Annotated in this window: 10 protein-coding genes; 4 read left to right on the forward strand and 6 right to left on the reverse strand. The window is 69.2% G+C overall.

The genetic code is table 11. The annotated features are described in order from the left end of the window. Positions 1 to 9,296: non-ribosomal peptide synthetase (locus C5E41_RS31250; protein ID WP_258081381.1), on the reverse strand; the 9,296-nt coding region annotated here is incomplete at its 3' end. Between the two features lie 906 nt (positions 9,297 to 10,202). On the opposite strand from C5E41_RS31250, the gene C5E41_RS31260 reads away from it, so the two are divergent. The 3 genes from C5E41_RS31260 (at position 10,203) to C5E41_RS31270 (ending at position 14,530) form a co-directional block, all read left to right on the forward strand. Continuing rightward, positions 10,203 to 10,643: a Fur family transcriptional regulator gene (locus C5E41_RS31260; RefSeq protein WP_104379292.1), complete on the forward strand. Its 441-nt coding sequence runs from the start codon at positions 10,203 to 10,205 to the stop codon at positions 10,641 to 10,643. Between the two features lie 36 nt (positions 10,644 to 10,679). Continuing rightward, positions 10,680 to 12,905 (forward strand): catalase/peroxidase HPI, encoded by a 2,226-nt coding sequence (katG, locus tag C5E41_RS31265; protein ID WP_104379293.1) that lies wholly within the window; start codon positions 10,680 to 10,682, stop codon positions 12,903 to 12,905. A gap of 413 nt (positions 12,906 to 13,318) precedes the next feature. Then, positions 13,319 to 14,530, forward strand: coding sequence for a TerC/Alx family metal homeostasis membrane protein (locus C5E41_RS31270; RefSeq protein ID WP_104379294.1), 1,212 nt, complete (start codon positions 13,319 to 13,321; stop codon positions 14,528 to 14,530). Between the two features lie 145 nt (positions 14,531 to 14,675). Here the strand turns inward: C5E41_RS31270 and C5E41_RS31275 are convergent, their stop codons facing one another. From C5E41_RS31275 to C5E41_RS31285, 3 genes are all read right to left on the reverse strand, one after another. Then, on the reverse strand, positions 14,676 to 16,079 hold the full coding sequence (locus tag C5E41_RS31275) for an MFS transporter (RefSeq protein WP_104379295.1): 1,404 nt from the start codon (positions 16,077 to 16,079) through the stop codon (positions 14,676 to 14,678). After that, positions 16,076 to 16,639, reverse strand: coding sequence for an isochorismatase family cysteine hydrolase (locus tag C5E41_RS31280; RefSeq protein ID WP_104379313.1), 564 nt, complete (start codon positions 16,637 to 16,639; stop codon positions 16,076 to 16,078). The genes C5E41_RS31275 and C5E41_RS31280 overlap by 4 nt, the downstream gene beginning before the upstream one ends. Positions 16,640 to 16,745: 106 nt before the next feature. Next, positions 16,746 to 17,189, reverse strand: coding sequence for a MarR family winged helix-turn-helix transcriptional regulator (locus C5E41_RS31285; RefSeq protein WP_104379296.1), 444 nt, complete (start codon positions 17,187 to 17,189; stop codon positions 16,746 to 16,748). Between the two features lie 101 nt (positions 17,190 to 17,290). On the opposite strand from C5E41_RS31285, the gene C5E41_RS31290 reads away from it, so the two are divergent. Beyond that, the gene (locus C5E41_RS31290) at positions 17,291 to 17,599 is read left to right on the forward strand and encodes a hypothetical protein (RefSeq protein ID WP_104379297.1); all 309 of its coding nucleotides are present in this window, start codon (positions 17,291 to 17,293) and stop codon (positions 17,597 to 17,599) included. Between the two features lie 6 nt (positions 17,600 to 17,605). Here C5E41_RS31290 and C5E41_RS31295 read toward each other — a convergent pair whose 3' ends face one another. Both C5E41_RS31295 and C5E41_RS31300 read right to left on the reverse strand, forming a co-directional pair. Continuing rightward, positions 17,606 to 17,944 (reverse strand): CopG family transcriptional regulator, encoded by a 339-nt coding sequence (locus C5E41_RS31295; protein ID WP_104379298.1) that lies wholly within the window; start codon positions 17,942 to 17,944, stop codon positions 17,606 to 17,608. Then, complete coding sequence (locus tag C5E41_RS31300) at positions 17,926 to 18,219, reverse strand: hypothetical protein (RefSeq protein ID WP_258081382.1); 294 nt, start codon at positions 18,217 to 18,219, stop codon at positions 17,926 to 17,928. The genes C5E41_RS31295 and C5E41_RS31300 overlap by 19 nt, the downstream gene beginning before the upstream one ends. Between the last annotated feature and the right edge of the window lie 22 nt (positions 18,220 to 18,241).

Raw genomic sequence — 18,241 nt, forward strand, 5'->3', positions numbered from 1 at the left:
GGTAGCGGCTGGGTGGTGGCGGTGAGGCGGGCGAGGCGGGTGGCGGGGTCCGCGGCGATGCGGTGCAGCAGTTCGGTGAAGCGGTCGAGGATGCGACGGGCGCGGCGGGTGTCGAATTCGTCGTCGAGGAAACGCAGAGTGAGCCGCAATGCTTGGGGCGCTTCGGGTTCGGTGTGTTCGGGTGCGACGACGAGGCTCAGCGGGTAGGGGGTGGCGTCGACGCCGGTGATGTCGTCGATGCGCAGGCCGGCGGCGTCGACGAGTTGCTGCAGGGCGGACCGGTCGACGGGGAAGGACTGGAATGCGACGGCGGTGTCGAACAGGGCGGTGGTTCCGGCGGCGCGGTGGATATCGGGTAGTCCGATGTGATGGTGGTCGAGCATGCGGGTCTGGTAGCGCTGGATCCGGGTCAGCAGTTGTTCGATGGTGAGGGTGGGCTCCAGCGGGACGCGCACGGGAATGGTGTTGAGGAACATGCCGAGGGTGCGGTCGACCTGCGGCAGTTCGGGGGGACGGCCGGAGACGGCGGAGCCGAAGATCACGTCGGTGTCGCCGGTGAGTTCGCGCAGGGTCAGCGCCCAGGCGGCGGCGACTGCGGTGTTGACGGTGACGGCGGCGTCGGCGGCGAGTCGTCGCAGGTCGGCGACCCGGTCCGCTGGTAGGAGGGCGTCGACTTCGCCGGCGGAGGTGTCGCGGGTGGCGGCGTCGGCGCGGGCGACGCGGGTGGGTGATTCCACGTCGGCGTATTCGTGTGCCCATGCGGCGGCGGAGGCGGCGAGGTCTTGGCGGTGCAGCCAGGCCAGGTAGTCGCGGTAGCTGGGGGCGGGTTCGGCGGTGTCGATGTGCGCGGGGGTGCCGTAGTACTCGAGCAGTTCGCCCATCAGCAGCGGCATGGACCAGCCGTCGAGGATCACGTGGTGGTTGGTGACGAGCAGCCGGAAGGTGTCGGGGCCGACGGTGATGAGGGTGAAGCGGATCAGCGGCGGCGCGGTCAGGTCGAAACCTTCGGCGGCCTCGGCGGCGGCGAGGTGGTCGACGTCGGGGGCGGTGGGTGTGGGTGTGGTGGCGGTGAGGTCGATCTGCCGGAATCGGACCGGGGCGTGGTCGAGCACGAGCTGGCAGGGACCGCTGGTGGTGTCGGTGAAGGCGGCGCGCAGGATGTCGTGCCGGTCGATGAGGGCTTGGGCGGCGCGGCGCAGACGTTCACCGTCGACGGCTCCGGTGAAGGCGATCGTGGTTTGGACGGTGTAGTTGTCGCCGGCGTCGGCGTTGTAGCTGGAGTGGAAGCGGATTCCGGCTTGCATCGGCGACAGGGGCCACACGTCGGCCAGGTCGGGGTAGCGGTGTGCGAGTCGTTCGATGTCGGAGGTGGTCAGTTCGACGAGCGGGAAGTCCGCGGGGCGTGGGGGTCGATCTTCGGCGCGGTGGACCGGTCCGTGGGAGAGCGACGGATCGGTGACGGTGTCGCGGACCATTTCGGCAAGGGCCGCAACGGTTTTGGCTTCGAACACGTCGCGGGGGGTGAGGGTGAGTCCGGCCGAGCGCGCCAGGGCGACCAGTCGCATGGAGACGATGCTGTCGCCGCCGAGGGTGAAGAAGTTGCTGTCGGCGTACACGGTGTCCAGGTGCAGGACCTCGGCGAACAGTTTCGCGATGAGTTCTTCCTCGGCGGTGGCCGGCGCCCGCCCGGTGAGCTGATCGGATCGGAAGTCGTATTCCCGCAGCGCTTTCCGGTCGATCTTGCCGGCGGGGGTGCGCGGCATCTGCTCGAGTTCCACGATGGCGGTGGGGTTCATATAGTGGGCCAGCTCGTGTTCGAGGCCGGCGCGCAGCGCGGCCGGGTCGATGGTGGCGCCGGGTGCGGCGACGACGTAGGACACCAGGACGGGTTCGCCGGCGGGTCCGGGCCGGTCGACGGTGGTGGCGGCGGCCACGCTGGTGTGGCGGGTCAGGCGGGCGTCGATTTCTCCCGGTTCGATGCGCTGACCGTGGATTTTGACCTGCTGGTCGCTGCGGCCGAGGTATTCGAGTTGCGGGCCGCGTGGGGTGTGTGTCCAGCGCACCGTGTCGCCGGTGCGGTAGAGCCGTCCGCCGTGCGGGGATTGCGGGTCGGCGACGAAGCGTGCCGCGGTGGTGGCGGGGCGGTCGAAGTAGCCGCGGGCCAGGGCGGGGCCGCGCACGTACAGTTCGCCGGCGACACCGTCGGGGACCGGTCGCAGCCACATGTCGCGTACGGTCACCGACAGTCCGCGGATGGGGGTGCCGATCGTGACCGGTTCGCCGGGGGTGAGGCCGTCGGATCCGGTGGCCCAGATCGTGGTTTCGGTGGGCCCGTAGTGGTTCATCAGTCGCCGGGCGGGGGCCCAGCGGGTGACGAGATCGGGGCCGGTGGCCTCGCCGACGACCGCGACCGTCGTCAGCTGCGGCACGCGTGCGGGGTCCATGGTGTCGAGCACCGACGGGGTGATGATCGCATGGGTCACCCTGTGGACGCGCACCAGTTCTTCCAGGCCGGCGCCACCGTAGACGTCGGGGGGTGCGATCACGAGGCAGGCGCCGTGGCCGTGGGCGAGCAGCAGTTCCGACACGCAGGCGTCGAATCCCGGTGAGGCGACCTGCAGGACGGCCGAGGTCGTGTCCACGCCGAAGGCGTCGGCGTGTTCGGCGACCAGTCCGGCCAGGCCGCGGTGGGTGAGGTGGACGGCTTTGGGTCTACCGGTCGAGCCGGAGGTGTAGATGAGGTAGGCGGCGTGGTCGAGCAGCAGCTCCTGGGCGGCCGGGGTGGGGCCGGTTTCGCGGGCCGGGTCGCTGTCGGCGAGCGTCCACTCGACGGTGCCGGGCAGGTGGTGGGCGACGGCGCTGGTCGTGACACCGAGGGCGCTGCGGGAGTCGGCGAGCAGGTCGGCGAGGCGTTCGGCGGGGTTGCCCGGATCCAGCGGCAGGAACGCGGCGCCGGTTTCGGCGACGGCCCAGATCGCGACGGCGAGTTCGGTCGAGCGCGGAACGACCACGGCGACAACGGTTTCCGGTCGTGCGCCCTGGGCGAGCAGCCGTTGCGCGAGCCGATGTGCACGCGCGGCGAGTTCCCGGTAGGTGAGGGTGGTGGTATCGGAGCGGACGGCCACCGCGTCCGGGTGGGCGCGAGCGGTGTCGGTGAGGATGTCGCGCAGTGTGCGGCCGGCGGGTGCGGTGCCGGTCGCGGCACGCGGTTCGGCGGGTTGGGAATTCGAGCTCACCGCGATCGCGGCGACCGTCGTCGTGGGGTCTGTGGCGATCCGGTTCAGGATCTGTGCGTAACGGTCGAGCAGGGTGCGGGCGGTGTCGGCGTCGAGCCGGTCGCAGGAGAAGCGCAGCATCACGGTGTGGGTGGCCGAGCCGGCGGCGTCCGAGTCGCCGGCTCGGCCGGGCCGGGGCGGGGTCACCTGCAGGCTCAGCGGATACGGGGTGGCGTCGCGGGCGTCGATGTCGACGAGGCGCAGTCCGGCGTCGTGCAGGTTGTGCGCGAGCTGTTCGCGGTCCAGCGGGTAGGACTCGAGCACGGTCACGGTGTCGAACATGTCGGTGAAACCGGTGGCGCGCTGCAGTTCGGCCAGGCCGAGGTAACGGTGATCGAGGGTGGCGGCCTGTTCGGATTGCACACGCGTGAGCAGGTCGGCGACGGTTTCGCCGGGCTCGAGCCGGATCCGCACGGGCAGAGTGTTGATGAACAATCCGACCATGCGCTCGATTCCCGGCAGGTGGGGTGGGCGATCGGAGACGGTGTTGCCGAACACGACGTCGGAGCGTCCGGTCAAGGTGGTGAGCAGCACCGCCCACGCGACTTGCACGGTGGTGTTGGCGGTGACGCCGAAGGTGCGGGCCAGATCGGTGATCGCGGCGGTCGTTTCCGCGTCCAGGTTGCGGCTGACCTCGCCGTTGTCGGGGGGCACGGTCCGGTCCGGGCGCCCGGTGACCAGGGTGGGGCTCTCCATTCCGGCGAGCACGGTCTGCCATGCGGTGAGCGCGGCGTCGCGGTCCTGTTCGTGTAGCCAGTGCAGATAGTCCCGGTAGGAGCCGGCGGGCGCCAGTGCGGCGGGGTCGCCGTCGCCGGCGTAGAGGGTGAGTAGTTCGTGGATCAGCAACGGCATCGACCAGCCGTCGAGCACGATGTGGTGGTTGGTGAGCAGCAGCTCGAATGCGGTGGCGCCGGTGCGGATGAGATGGAAACGCAGCAGCGGCGGCCGGGCGGTGTCGAACGGGGCCGATGCGGTGGCGGTGATGCGCCGGCGTTCGCGGGCGCGTTCGCCGGTGTCCGCGATCTCGGTGAGATCGCTGTCGCGCCAGTCGACGCGGACACCGCTCATCACGATCTGGCGGGGCCCGGCGGCGCTTTCGGCGAATGCGGTGCGCAGGCTGTCGTGCCGGTCGATGAGCGTTTGCGCGGCCGCGCGCATCCGGTCGGTGTCGACCTGCCCGGCCAGGGTCAGTGTCGCCTGCACGGTATAGCCGTCGGCGCGGTCGGTGTCGTAGATCGCGTGGAACAGCAGACCGGATTGCAATGCGGTCAGCGGCCACACATCGGTCATCGTCGGGTATTCCAGCTGCCAGCGGTCGATGTCGTCCTGGTCGAGGTCGACCAGCGGGAAGTCCGAGGGTGTGAAGCCGCCGGCGGCGTCGGATCGTACGTGGGTGGCGAGCCCGCGCAGGGCCCGCACCCAGAGCCCGGCGAGTTCCTCGACGTCCGCCGCGTCCAGCACCTCGGCGGCGAATTCCCAGGTGGCGTCGAGTTCGAGGCCGTCGGGGCCCGGTTCGGCGATCGCGTTGACGTCCAGGACGGCGGGCAGCGCCATCGCCGGATCACCGGTTCCGGTGAGGGAGGGGAATTCCGTGGTCGGCATCCACGCCCCCGACTGTTCATGGACGCCGACACGTCCCAGATAGTTGAACGCGATCTGTGGTTCGGCGAGGGCGGCCAGTTCCGCACCGGCCTCGGCGTCGAGGCAGCGCAGTATGCCGTAACCGATGCCGCTGTCGGGTATCGCGCGCAAGTGTTCCTTGGCCCGCACGATCGCGGTTCCGGCGGCCGCTCCCCCGGCGAACGCGTCGTCGCTGTCGAGTCCGCGCAGGTCCACGCGGACCGGGAAGCGTGTGGTGAACCAGCCGACAGTGGCGCTGAGGTCGGCGCCGGGCACGGCGTGTTCCTCACGGCCGTGGCCTTCCAGCGAGATCAGTTCGGTGTCCGCGTCAGCGCCGTGTCGGCGCCGCCATTGCCCGAGCGCCAGTGCCAGCGCCGCGAGCAGCGGATCGTTGGGGGTTCCGTGGAAGCGGGCCGGGACGGTGGTGAGCACCGCCTCGGCCACGTCGGCGGGGACGTGGACTTCGACCCGGCCGGCGGTGGCCGCGGTGTCGCGGCGCGGGTCCAGTGCTCGTGTGCCGAGCAGTGTGTCGCCGGGTGCGAGGATGCTCTTCCACAGGTCCAGTTCGGTTGCGCGGCGTTCGGCGGCCCGGTCGGTGAGGCTGTGGCTCCAGCGCCGGACCGTGGTGGTGGCCGGACCGAAGGCCGGTTCGGCGCCGGCGCTGATCCGATGCCATGCCTGCGCCAGATCGCCGAGCAGGATCCGCCACGAGACCGCGTCGACGGCGAGGTGATGGATCACCACCCACATCAGGTCGGGGCGGGGTGTGTCGTCGCTCATCCGAACCAGTTGCACCACAATGCCATTGGCGGGGTCGAGCCGATCCGCGGCGGCTTGCAGTCGGGCATCGACCTCGGTGGCGTCGCGGCGTGGCAGTCGCACCGAGTGCACGAGGGCGTCGGTGTCCACCGTGCCGGGCTCGGCGACCTCGATGTACGGGGCGGCGGAGTGGGCGTCGCGCAGAGCGGCGCGCAGCATGTCGTGGCGGTCCATCACCGCGCGCAGCGCCGCCACCAGGTCGGCGTGTTCGACGTCTGCGGGCAGTTCGACGAGGGTGGCCTGGGCGAAGCGATCGAATCGGCCGCGCGCCAGCATCGCGTACACGATGGGGGTCAGCGGCATGGTTCCGGCTCCGCCGCCGGGCAGTTCGGCCAGGTGCGGGCCGCCGCCGGCGTCGGCGGCGATCGCGGCGAGCCCGGCGACGGTCTTGTGCTCGAACACGTCCTGTGTGGACAAGCTCAGGCCCTCGGCCTTGGCGCGTGCCACCAGCTGGATCGACAGGATGCTGTCGCCGCCGAGGGCGAAGAAGCTGTCGTCGGCGCCGACTTCGGTCACGTCCAGTATTTCGCTGAACAGTTGCGCCACCCGGTGTTCGCGCGGTGTGGACGGTGCCCGCCCGGCCGTGGTGGTGCCGAACGCGGGCGCGGGCAGCGCGGCGCGGTCGAGTTTGCCGAATGCGTTGACCGGCAGCGCGTCCAGGGGCACGATCACCGCCGGCACCAGGTGCGGTGGCAGGGTGTCGCGGGCGAAGCGTTGCAGTGCGAGCGGGTCGACGTGACGGCCGCGCAGCGGCACCACGTACGAGGCCAGCACGGTGGCGCCGGCGTTGTTGCGCACCGGCACGGTGACGGAGATGTCGACGTCGGCGTGGGCGGTGAGGGCGGCGTCGATTTCGCCGGGCTCGATGCGATATCCGCGGATCTTGACCTGAAAATCGCTGCGCCCCAGCAATTCCAGTTCCAGGGTGGGGCCGTCGCCGACCCAGCGCGCCATGTCGCCGGTGCGGTACATCCGTTGCCCGGGACCGCCGTGGGGGTCGGCGACGAACCGGGCCGCCGTTTCGGCGAAGCGGCGGCTGTAGCCGCGCGCCACGCCGGGCCCGGCCAGATACACCTCTCCTGCGGTACCTTTCGGCACCGGTTGCAGCCACCGGTCGAGCACCATCGCCGACATTCCGCGGATCGGGCCGCCGGCGGTGAGGTCGCGTCCCGGGGTGATCGGCGCGCTCGCGGCGGTGATGGTGGTTTCGGTCGGCCCGTATTCGTTGAACATCGCGGCGTCGTGTGTCCACCGCTCGATCACGTGTGGCGGGCACACGTCGCCGCCGACGACGACCACCCGCAGATCGGTCAGTTGCCGCGGATCCACGCTCGCCAGCATCGCGGGGGTGAGCGTGAGGTGGGTGACGTGTTGTGCTGCCAGCAGGTCGGTGAGGTCGTCGCCGCCGATCACCTCGGGTGGCACGACGAGCAGGGTCGCCCCGTTGGCGAAGCAGACGAGGAACTGTTCCAGCGAGGCGTCGAAGCTCGGTGACAGCGCGTAGGACACGCGCGCGGTGGCGTCCACGCCGCAGACGTCGCTGCGGTCGGCGATGAGGTCGGCCAGGCCCGTGTGGGTGACCTGCACCCCTTTCGGGGTGCCGGTGGACCCGGAGGTGTAGGTGAGGTAGGCGAGGTCGTTCGGGCGCAGCGGACGGGTGCGTTCGCTGTCGCCGATCGGCGCGCCGATGGTGTCGCGGCAGGCGGCCGCGGTCCTCGGATCGTCGAGCACCACCGGTGCCGTGGAGTGCGGCAGCCGGCCCGTGTAGGCGGTGATGGTGATGCCGACTCGGGCGCCGCTGTCGGCGATCATGTGCTCGATGCGTTTGGCGGGATATTCGGGGTCGACCTGCACGATGGCGGCCCCGGATTTGGCGACCGCCCACGCGGCGATGATCGATTCGACCGAGCGGCGCAGCATGATCGCGACCGTCGTTTCGGGGCCGCAGCCGCGCGCGATCAACTGCCGTGCCAGTTGTGAGGAGAGGATGTCGAGCTCACCGTAGGTCAGGGTCGCGCCGGGTGTGGCGATCGCGTCCGCGGCGTGATGCCGGTGCGCGCTCTCGGCGAGGATGTCGGGCAGCAGCCTGGCCGGGGCGGCGTCGCCGCCGCGTACGGGCAGCAGGTGTGCCGATTCCTCGGGTGTCAGCAGCGGTAGCCGGTCGACGCGGTATCGCGTGCCGCGGGCGAGGAATTCGTGCAGGAACATCAGGAAGCGGCTGTGGTGGCCGGCGAGTTCGTCGGGCTGGTAGATGTTGGGATTGCCCTGGAAATCGATGTGCGTGCTGTCTTTGCCGGCGCCCGGGTAGATGTTGACGAACAGGTCGGCGGTCGGCCCGGAGGTGAGCACGTGCAGCCGCCCGGTGGTGTCGCCGAGCACGACCTCGTTGTCGATCATCATGAGGTTCACGGCGGGACCGAACGAGGCGGTCTCGTCGCGGGCGATGCCCATGTCGCGGAAGATGTCTTCCTGGCGGTAGCGCTGACGGCGCAGCGCGCTGGTCAGCTCGCCCTGCACGGCGTCGACCAGTTCGCCGACGGACCGGGAGCCGACGCGCACCCGCAGCGGCACGACGTTGGCGACCATGCCGCCGGATCGGCGCAGCAACGCGGAGTGCCGGCCGGACACCGGCAGGCTCAGCAGCACCTCGTCGCTGCCGGTCATCCGGGCCAGGTAGGCGGCGAAGGCGGCCACCACGATCGGGGTGACGCTGGTGCTGCGTTCGGCCACGACGGCGTCCAGCAGTGCCGCGGTGTCCGGTGACAGCGCCGCGCTGACCAGTGCCGGATGTATGGTCGGTTTGCCGACGCGGCCCGCCAGGCTGACCACCGGCGGCGCGCCGGCCAGATGCTCGGTCCAGTAGTTGCGGTCGTTGTCGAACCGAGTCGATCCGCGGTAGGCCAGGTCCTGGTCGGTGATCTCGGTCAGATCTTTCGCCGCGGCGGGGGTGGGTTCCTCCTCGCGCAGCCATGCGTTGTACAGCTCGGTGATGCGCTGCAGCATGGTCACCGCGGCGAATCCGTCGAGCGCGATGTGGTGGGCGCGCTGGTACCACAGGTAGTGGTCGTCGCCGACTCGGTACACCACGCACACCATGAGGTGGTCGTGCAGCAGATCCAGTGGTGCGGCGTAGTCCTCGGTCATCAGCCGGTGCGCGGTCGCCACCGGATCGGCGTGCCGGCGTAGGTCGACGACGGAGACCGGGGCGTCGGGGAGGTGGTCGACGAACTGGCAGGGCTCACCGTCGACCTCGATGAGGTGCAGATGCCCGGAGCCGAATTCGGTGCCGGCGGTGCGGCACGCTTCGAGGAGCAATTCGGTATTCAATTCGCCGAGTATTTCGACATATTGCGCCACCGAAATCGGTGAGTCGCCCGCGAGATGCTGGGCGAACCATATTCCCCGCTGAGCAGCGGTCAGTTTGAATACGCCGTCGGGCGCTGGGCGCGGGAAACCCTCCCCCGGTGCGCGTCTGTGGGCGCCGTTTCCGGAGGCTGGATGACCGTCTGCGGGTGACGTGCCGATCCGCGGTGACTTCGGGTCGCGTCGATCATCGCCGAAGTTGCTCTTGAATTGGGTCACCGGTCCTCCATCGGATCTATTACCTCAGCGCGGGAACGAAGATGCCGGATCTTCCGGCGAAGCGACATTTCCCGCTGTGCGTGAAGTAGGTCGAAAGTCGTGCCGCGGATTTCGTCGGCGCGCGACGGCGCTCCGCGGCCCGCGGGCGGAATTTCGTGCGGCGCCCGGCCGACGCGTCGGCCGCGGCGGGGACCGGATGTGAAGACGGTGGTCACGGCCCCCGGGACGCCGCGCAACCGCCCCGCCCGTATCGCCGGGCCGTTCAGTGCATGCGCTTACGGTGGAGCCGGTGATATCGCATTCGCCGGCTCGCGGATTCGACGCCACCCCGGGGTTGGGAGCCGTCACGGCCACTGTTCCCGCCCCCGCGCAGGGCACGCGAGGTCACGGCGAGACCCCTGTCCGAGCCGGTCGCCGCGAGCGGGTCACCCACATCGTTGAATTTCATCGCGTTCACCGGTTCAACCTTCTGGCACGGGATGTACCGCACAGCAGTGTGTGTCGTACGTAGATTCGGTGGGCGGGCACGCTCGGATAAAAAGTAATTTTTTGGTAACTGCGAAGCTTTTCGACAGCAGGTAGCCAGACTTTTGCCAGCTCGAGCACAGGAAAGCCTGGATACCGCAGTCTCCGAGACACGGTTTTCGTGACGGTCGTTATGGAATTGAGCCCCGAATTGCAGTGTGGTCACTGGCAACAGAAACCACAGAAATCACACGGATAACAGAAAGCGAGACGTCGGTCGAGTTTCGACCGGCCGCCCCGCGCCGCGGCCCGGTCCCGGCACCGCGGTGGGCGGCGCGACCGCGCGTGCGCCCCGGCGACACCGCCCGGATGCGGAGTATTCGGCAATTTGGTTCTCAGAACCGCGCCTACCGGTTCCTTGAATGAGTCATACTTCGGACCGTGTCCACTACGGCGGATTTCGAGCGCATGCTGCGCCGGGCCGCGCTGCGGGTGACGGCCCCGCGGATCGCGGTGCTGACCGCTGTGGCCGACCACCCGCATTCCGACACCGACACCATCCTCGGCCTGGTCCGCGCCACCCTGGGCACGGTTTCCCATCAGGCTGTCTACGACGTGCTGCGGGCGCTGACCGAGGCGGGTCTGCTGCGCCGGATCCAGCCGATGGGGTCGGTCGCCCGTTACGAGACCCGCGTCGGCGACAACCACCACCATCTGGTGTGCCGTGCCTGCGGCGTCATCGCCGACGTCGACTGTTCGGTCGGCGACGCACCGTGTCTGACCGCCGCCGACGACAACGGCTTCGTCCTCGACGAGGCCGAGGTCATCTACTGGGGCCTGTGCCCCTCCTGTTCCCTGCCCACCGCTCGATCGACCCCGTGATCACAGCCCGTTTCATTTACTCGGAAAGGAAAGACCGTGCCTGAGGAACATCCACCTATCGCCGAGGCCAATACCGAACCACCCGAGAGCGGATGCCCTGTCGTCGGCCGCATGAAGCGGCCTGTCGAAGGTGGCGGCAACCGCGACTGGTGGCCCGAACAACTCAATCTCAAAGTGCTGCAGCACAATCCGGCCGAAATCAATCCCTTCGGCGCGGACTACGACTATGCCGCCGAATTCGCCACCCTGGATCTGGCGGCGGTCAAGGCCGACATCATCGAGGTGATGACGACCTCCCAGGACTGGTGGCCGGCCGATTTCGGCCACTACGGGCCGCTGTTCATCCGCATGGCCTGGCATGCGGCCGGCACCTACCGCATCGAGGACGGCCGCGGCGGCGCCGGAGCCGGTATGCAGCGGTTCGCCCCGCTCAACAGCTGGCCCGACAACGCCAGCCTGGACAAGGCGCGCCGGCTGCTGTGGCCGGTGAAACAGAAGTACGGCCGCAAACTGTCGTGGGCCGACCTCATCGTCTACACCGGCAACGTCGCCCTCGAACACATGGGGTTCCAGACCTTCGGCTTCGGCGGCGGCCGCGTCGACGAGTGGGAGCCCGAGGAGGTGTACTGGGGTCCGGAGCTGGAATGGCTCGGCGACGCCCGCTACTCCGGGCAGCGCGATCTGGAGAACCCGCTCGCGGCCGTGCAGATGGGCCTGATCTACGTCAATCCCGAAGGGCCCAACGGCAATCCGGATCCGCTGGCCGCCGCGATCGACATCCGCGAGACGTTCCGCCGGATGGCGATGAACGATGTGGAAACCGCGGCGCTGATCGTCGGCGGGCACACCTTCGGCAAGACCCACGGCGCGGGCCCCGCCGACAACGTCGGCCCCGAACCCGAAGCCGCGCCGCTCGAGCAGATGGGCCTGGGCTGGAAGAGCTCGTTCGGCACCGGTGTCGGCAAGGACGCGATCACCAGCGGTATCGAGGTGACCTGGACCCCGACCCCCACGAAGTGGGACAACAGTTTCCTGGAAACCCTCTACGGCTACGAATGGGAGCAGACCAAGAGCCCCGCCGGGGCGTGGCAGTGGGTGCCCAAGGACGGTGCCGGCGCGGGCACGGTGCCCGACGCCCACGATCCGTCGAAGACCCACGCCCCGGCGATGCTGACCACCGATCTGTCGCTGCGCCTGGACCCCATCTACGGGCCGATCACCCGGCGCTGGCTCGACCATCCCGAGGAACTGGCCGAGGAGTTCGCCAAGGCCTGGTACAAGCTGATCCACCGCGATATGGGGCCCAAGGCCCGGTATCTGGGTCCGCTGGTGCCGGAGGAGACCCTGCTGTGGCAGGACCCGATCCCGGCCATCGATCACGAACTGATCGGTGACACCGAGATCACCACCCTCAAGGCGCGGATCCTGGATTCGGGCCTGACGGTGCCGCAGCTGGTGTCCACGGCGTGGGCGGCAGCGGCCTCGTTCCGCGGCAGCGACAAACGCGGCGGCGCCAACGGCGGCCGGTTGCGGCTGCAACCGCAGAACGGCTGGGAGGTCAACGATCCCGACGAGCTGGCCCAGGTGATCCGCACCCTGGAAGCGATCCAGGAGGCGTTCAACACCGAACAGTCGGGCACCGTGCGCGTCTCGTTCGCCGACGTGGTGGTGCTCGGCGGTGTCGCGGCGATCGAGAAAGCCGCCCGCGACGCCGGTTTCGGGGTCAGTGTCCCGTTCACCCCGGGCCGCACCGACGCCACCCAGGAACAGACCGACGTCGAGTCGTTCTCCGCACTCGAGCCCAAGGCCGACGGTTTCCGCAACTACCTCGGCAAGGGCACCCGGCTGTCGGCGGAGTATCTGCTGGTCGACAAGGCGAACCTGCTGCGGTTGACCGCGCCGGAGATGACCGTGCTGGTAGGCGGGCTGCGGGTGCTCGGCGCCAACTACAAGCAGTCGCCGCTGGGTGTGCTCACCGACAACCCCGGAGTGCTGAGCAACGATTTCTTCGTGAATCTGCTCGACTTGAGCACCGAGTGGAAGCCGTCGCCCGCCGACGACGGCACCTACATCGGCTCGGACCGCGCCACCGGAGAACAGCGCTGGACCGGCAGCCGCGTCGATCTGGTGTTCGGCTCGAACTCGCAGCTGCGGGCACTGGCCGAGGTGTATGCCACCGACGACGCCGAAGCCAAGTTCGTCGACGATTTCATCGCCGCCTGGAACAAGGTGATGAACCTGGATCGGTTCGACCTGGCCTGATCCGCTCCGGATGCCCCGCGAACCCGACCGTTACGCGGGGCATCCACTCGTCACGGCACGCATGCCGAGGCCCCGGGGCATCCGCCCCGACGGTCCTGACCACGTGGATTCGGAATCGTCCGGGCTGGACGGAGGTGGTGCCGGAATTCGCCTGTACCGAGGTGACCGATTCCGGGCCGGTTTCCGGATTCGTCTGGAAACGACCTCGAAGATGACCTGTAGAGCCACTGGCAGTTCAAGATGCTCTTCGCCGCCTCTCGGATACCCGCGCTGGCCACCCAGCTGCGCGACAGGCTGTAAGGTGCCGAACTCGGCGTCGGGGCCGGCGAGGCCGCCGCCCCCGACCGGGGACGCGAGTGGGCCGGAAGCGGGCGCTACAGTCACCCGAGACCCCTCGGGCACAGGAGGCCGCCGTGACCGTTCCACTGCTGGCATGGGCCGGTGCGCTGGCGCTGATCGTCGTCCTACTGGTGGTCGACTTCGTCTTCCACGTACACGGTGCGCATTCGCCGACACTGGCGGAGTCGGCGGTGTGGTCGGCGGCCTATATCGGTGTGGCGGTGGCGTTCGGGTTCGCGGTGTGGGGGCTGGGCGGATCCGAGATGGGAGTGGAGTACTTCGCCGGCTACATCACCGAGAAGGCGCTGTCGGTGGACAATCTGTTCGTCTTCCTGGTGATCTTCACCGCCTTCCGGGTGCCCGCCGCCGCCCAGCAGAAGGTGCTGCTGGTGGGGATCGTGATCTCGCTGGTGGCGCGCACCGGATTCATCTTCCTCGGCGCGACGCTGATCAATCGCTTCGCGTGGGTGTTCTACCTGTTCGGCGGAGTGCTGCTGGTGACAGCGGGCAATATGCTGCGTCCCGAGAGCGAGGACACCCACTCCGGTGACGGGTTCGTGGTGCGCGCGACCCGGAAACTGTTGCACACCACCGACTCCTACGACGGTGATGCGATGACCACCCTCGTGGACGGCCGGCGCCGGTTGACGCCGATGGTATCGGCGATGATCGCGATCGGCGGCACCGATGTGCTGTTCGCCCTCGATTCGATTCCCGCGATCTTCGGCCTGACCCAGAACGTGTTTGTGGTGTTCACCGCCACGGCGTTCTCGCTGCTGGGTTTGCGGCAGTTGTTCTTCCTGCTCGAGGGCCTGCTGGACCGGTTGATCTACCTGGGTTTCGGGCTGGCCGCGGTGCTCGGCTTCATCGGCGTGAAGCTGATCCTGCACGCCTTGCATCACAACAGCGTGCCGTTCGTCAACGACGGCGCCCCGGTTCCGGTGGCCGAGATTCCCACGGTGTGGTCGCTGGTGGTGATCGTCGCGATTCTCGTTGTGACGGTGGTGGTCTCGCTGTGGAGCCCGGCCGGGCGCGCGCAGACCGCGGTCGCCGGAGCGCGCCGCTACGCCACCCGGTACCTCGACCTGGGCTACGAGGCCGATCAGGCCGTGCGCGAACGCACCTACGAGCGGATGCTGGCATCGGAACGGGCCATGGCCGGGCTGCCGGGCAAATATGTGCACCGGTTCCGCGCCGACGACCTGACCACGTTGCTCGACCGCGCGCACGTCGTGCACGAAGACCGCATGAACCGCATCCGTGCCGGCTTGCCGCTGCGCATGTGAACGCTGAACCCCTTTTATTGTTCCGCCGAATTGCCGGCCGCCTGGCAGGTGCATTTCGAAGTGTTCTTCGCCGCCACCCAGGGTGAGATCCGATGCCCCTGGCCGCAGCAGCGTGTTACCGAACTGACCGCAACCTACAGTTGAGTCAGTGCGCCGGTGCCCGGCCGGTGCGGGCCGGAATCGTGGTGTCCAGCAGCGTCATCAGCGCGACGAGGACACCGAGGCCGACGATCACCCAGGCGATGGCGTGCAGCCCGGCATCGGTGGTGGCCGAACCGAAGGTCAGCGCGATCAGGCTGGAGGAGAAGATCGCCCCCATATAGGCGAAGGTGCGATACAACCCCGACGCCACCGCGACCTGCCGGGCGGGCGCCTGCACATACAGCGCGGCCTGGTTGGCGAACCCGCTGGCTCCACTGGCCACACCGAACAACAGCGACATCGCGATCAGCACGACCACCGGCGAGTGGTGCGTGATCACGACCATCACCAGCCCGGTCGCGATCAACGCCGCACCGCTGGCGGTCAGCGGCACCCGCACCCAGCCGCGATTGGACACCAGCCGCGCGATGACGATGCTGATCGCCGAGAGCGGCAGCAGGATCAACCCCACCTGGGAGGCGCTGTAATGGGCGGCCTGTTCCATCCACTGACTGGTCCCGTAGAGGGCGGTGTAGGTGCCCAGCGACACCACCGCCTGCCGCAGATAGGTGCGCAGCAGGCCGCCGTTGCGGGTCAGCATCCGCACGTCGATGAGCGGGCTGCGGGCCCGCAATTCCCACGCCACCAGCGCGGCGACCAGTCCCAGCGTCACCGGCAGCAACCACCACAGCGGTGAGCGCAGATCCGACAGAAACCTCAGCATGCCGATCACGGCACCGGCGAACAAGCCGATGCCGACAAGGTCGACCGCGGCCGGCAGCGACCCCTGATCACGGTCGCGCGGTTCATCCTTCGGCACGCCGGTCATTGTCGCCACCAGCGCCACCAGCGCGAGCGGGATGTTGACGAAAAATATTGCGCGCCAACCGAACACACCCGCCAGCAGACCACCCAGCGGCAACCCCACCACGGAGGTCACCTGCGCGGCGATCGAGAAATTACCCAGCACCCGCGCCGGCACCCCCGTCTCGGCGTCGTCGGCGCGCCGCCGCACCAGCGCCATCGCGGTGGGAAACGCCGCCGAGGTGCCGATCCCGATGAGCGCACGCGACACCACCAGGAAGCCGAACGTCGGTGCGGCGGCACCGATCACGCCGGCGGCGACGAGGATGATCAGCCCGCCGGTGAACACCCGGCGCGGCCCGAACAGTGTGGCGAGCTTGCCCATGGTGGGCTGGGCGATGGCACTGCACAGATACAGCACCGAGATGAGCACGGCGGTGGTGCCGGGGCCCCGGTGGAAGTCGACGCCGATGCCGACGAGGGCGGTGGCGATGGTGGAGGTGTTGATCGGATTGAGCGTCGAGCCCAGCAGCAGCGGCCCGACGAAGCGGACGGTGAACGGATCGCTGCGAGCGGGCGCGGTGCCGGCGGGGGCGGCTGTCACGAGCGGGCCGCCAATCTCCGTAGCACGTCGTCGGTGGTTCCGGTTTCGGCGATGCGGCCGAAAATGTGGGCGATGCTGTGGTCGTGGCGTTCGGCGTCGGAATCGGTCATCGCATCGACGGGCAGCGTGACGTGGAACCCCTGTTCGTGGGCGTCGCGGGCGGTCGATTCGACGCCGGCGCCGGTGGCGATGCCCACGACCACCACTTGCGTGACGCCGTCGGCGCGCAGCCGGTCGGCGAGCCCGGTGCCGGCGAAGGCGCTGCGGGCATGCTTGGTGACCTGGATGTCGCCGGGCTGCGGCGCCATCTCGGGGATGAGGGCGGTCCAGTCCGGCGGCAGATCTGTCATGGCCATCGCGCCGGCGTCGGTGCGCCCCGGCGGGGTGCCGGCGACGTTGACGAGCACGACCGGCAGGTCCCGATCGCGAAAGGCGTGCACGAGTGTGGCCGCGCGCGTGATCACGGGTTCGACCGGATGCGCCAGCGGCCGGCCGACGATGCCCTGCTGCAGATCGATCACGATCAGGGCGGTGGCCGGGTCCAGGGTGGTGACGGGCATGACGAATTCCTTTGCTGGCGTGCGGTTTCGGCGCACCGGGGTCGGCGCGCGCCGGATCACGCGAGCCCGGTGGCCGGGTCGCGGATATCGGTTGTGGGCGCTTCGATCAGCCGGCGCGGCCGATGCGGTCGAGCAGCCCGACCGCATCGGCGAGTTGCCGGATTTCGGCGTCGGTGAATTCGGCCTCGATGACGCGGGTGAGCCAGTCCTCTTTCGCCCGGCGGCCGGTGCGGAATTCGTCGCGGGCGGCGTCGGTCAGGTCCAGGACGGTTTTGCGGCCGTCGGCCGGATCGGATGTGCCCGCGATGAGACCCGCCTCTTCCAGCGCGCGAACGATTTTCGCCATCGATTGCGGGCGCATTCCCGCCGCATGGGCCAGTTGGGTGGCCGTGGCGGGCCCGCCCTGTTCGAGGCGGATGAGGACCGAGCTCTGGGATTTGGTGAGGTCGCTGCCCTCGGCCTGAGCGCGCAGCTGCCGCAGCAGCCGGCTGACGGCGACACGCAGATCGGTCGCCACCGCGGCGGCTGTGGGCGCAGGCTTTCCGGACATGACTCCACCGTATCATTTACTAAGCTAACTGTACAGCTAGCTGTATAAATCCGGAATGTTCGTCCTCGCCCAGGAATTCGCCGCCGACGTCCGCGACGGAGGTGATCGACCGGATCGGGCCGCGCGGGCTGCTGCTGTGCAACGAGGCGTTCGCCTCGACCGGCGAACGCGACGCCGGCCGTATCGCCGGGCCGCTGCTGCGGGCGCTCACCGAGGCCGGAGTGAAGGTCGTGTTCGTCACCCACCTCTACGACTACGCCCGCACCCGCCACGCCGACGCGCACCCCGGCGACCTGTTCCTGCGCGCCGAACGCGGACCCGACGGCACCCGCACCCACCACATCGTGGCGGGCCCGCCCGAGCCCGGCGGTCACGGTTACGACCTGTGGGCCGCCACCGAACTCGGGTAACCGGGCTCAGGCCGAGGGACGCAGACTGCTCAGCACCCGGATCGCATCCGACAGCGGGATCATCCGGCCGGGCTGCTCGGCGAGCAACCCCATCTCGATGTATTGGCGAATCAGCATCGAGGGGGTGACGCAGTGCTCGGCGGCCGCCTCCCGGATCCGGTCGCGCAGATCCTTCGGCAGTTTCAGAGAGGTGGTGACCATGCCGCGTTCGATCTCCTCGCCGGTCGGCGGCAGGGAGGGCGCGGCGGCGGAGTCATCGAACACCAAACCGTCCACGACCGCCTGCGGGTCGGCGCCGGGCTTCGGTTCGAAGATGTGCTTGTCGGTCATCGGTTCGCCTCCCATGCGGTGTATTCCTCGAGCTGCTGCGGGCGCATCTGCGCGGCCATCACGATCTCCCAGGTGCCGGCCGACTCCGGCGACGGCCGTTCGCGCAACATCACCACCAGTGGACGGCCCGCATCGGTGCGGCCCCACACGGTCGTGACGGGCAACCCTTCCGGGGTGCGGGCCGGGCGCGGCCAGCGCCGCGACGAATACAGCACCTCCATCACCTCCCAGGGCGCCACCTCGGCACGAGCCAGGAACGAGTGGATTCCGATCCACCATGCGTACTCCACGCAGCCACCATAATACCCGCGT

It is taken from the genome of Nocardia nova (genome assembly GCF_002933465.1).
Taxonomy (GTDB): Bacteria; Actinomycetota; Actinomycetes; order Mycobacteriales; family Mycobacteriaceae; genus Nocardia; species Nocardia nova_B.

Coding starts and splice junctions, on each gene's coding strand:
- C5E41_RS31280 (WP_104379313.1), bottom strand. CDS start 16,639: ATGCCCGTCACCACCCTGGACCCGGCCACCGCCCTGATCGTGATCGAT.
- C5E41_RS31285 (WP_104379296.1), bottom strand. CDS start 17,189: ATGTCCGGAAAGCCTGCGCCCACAGCCGCCGCGGTGGCGACCGATCTG.
- C5E41_RS31295 (WP_104379298.1), bottom strand. CDS start 17,944: ATGGGAGGCGAACCGATGACCGACAAGCACATCTTCGAACCGAAGCCC.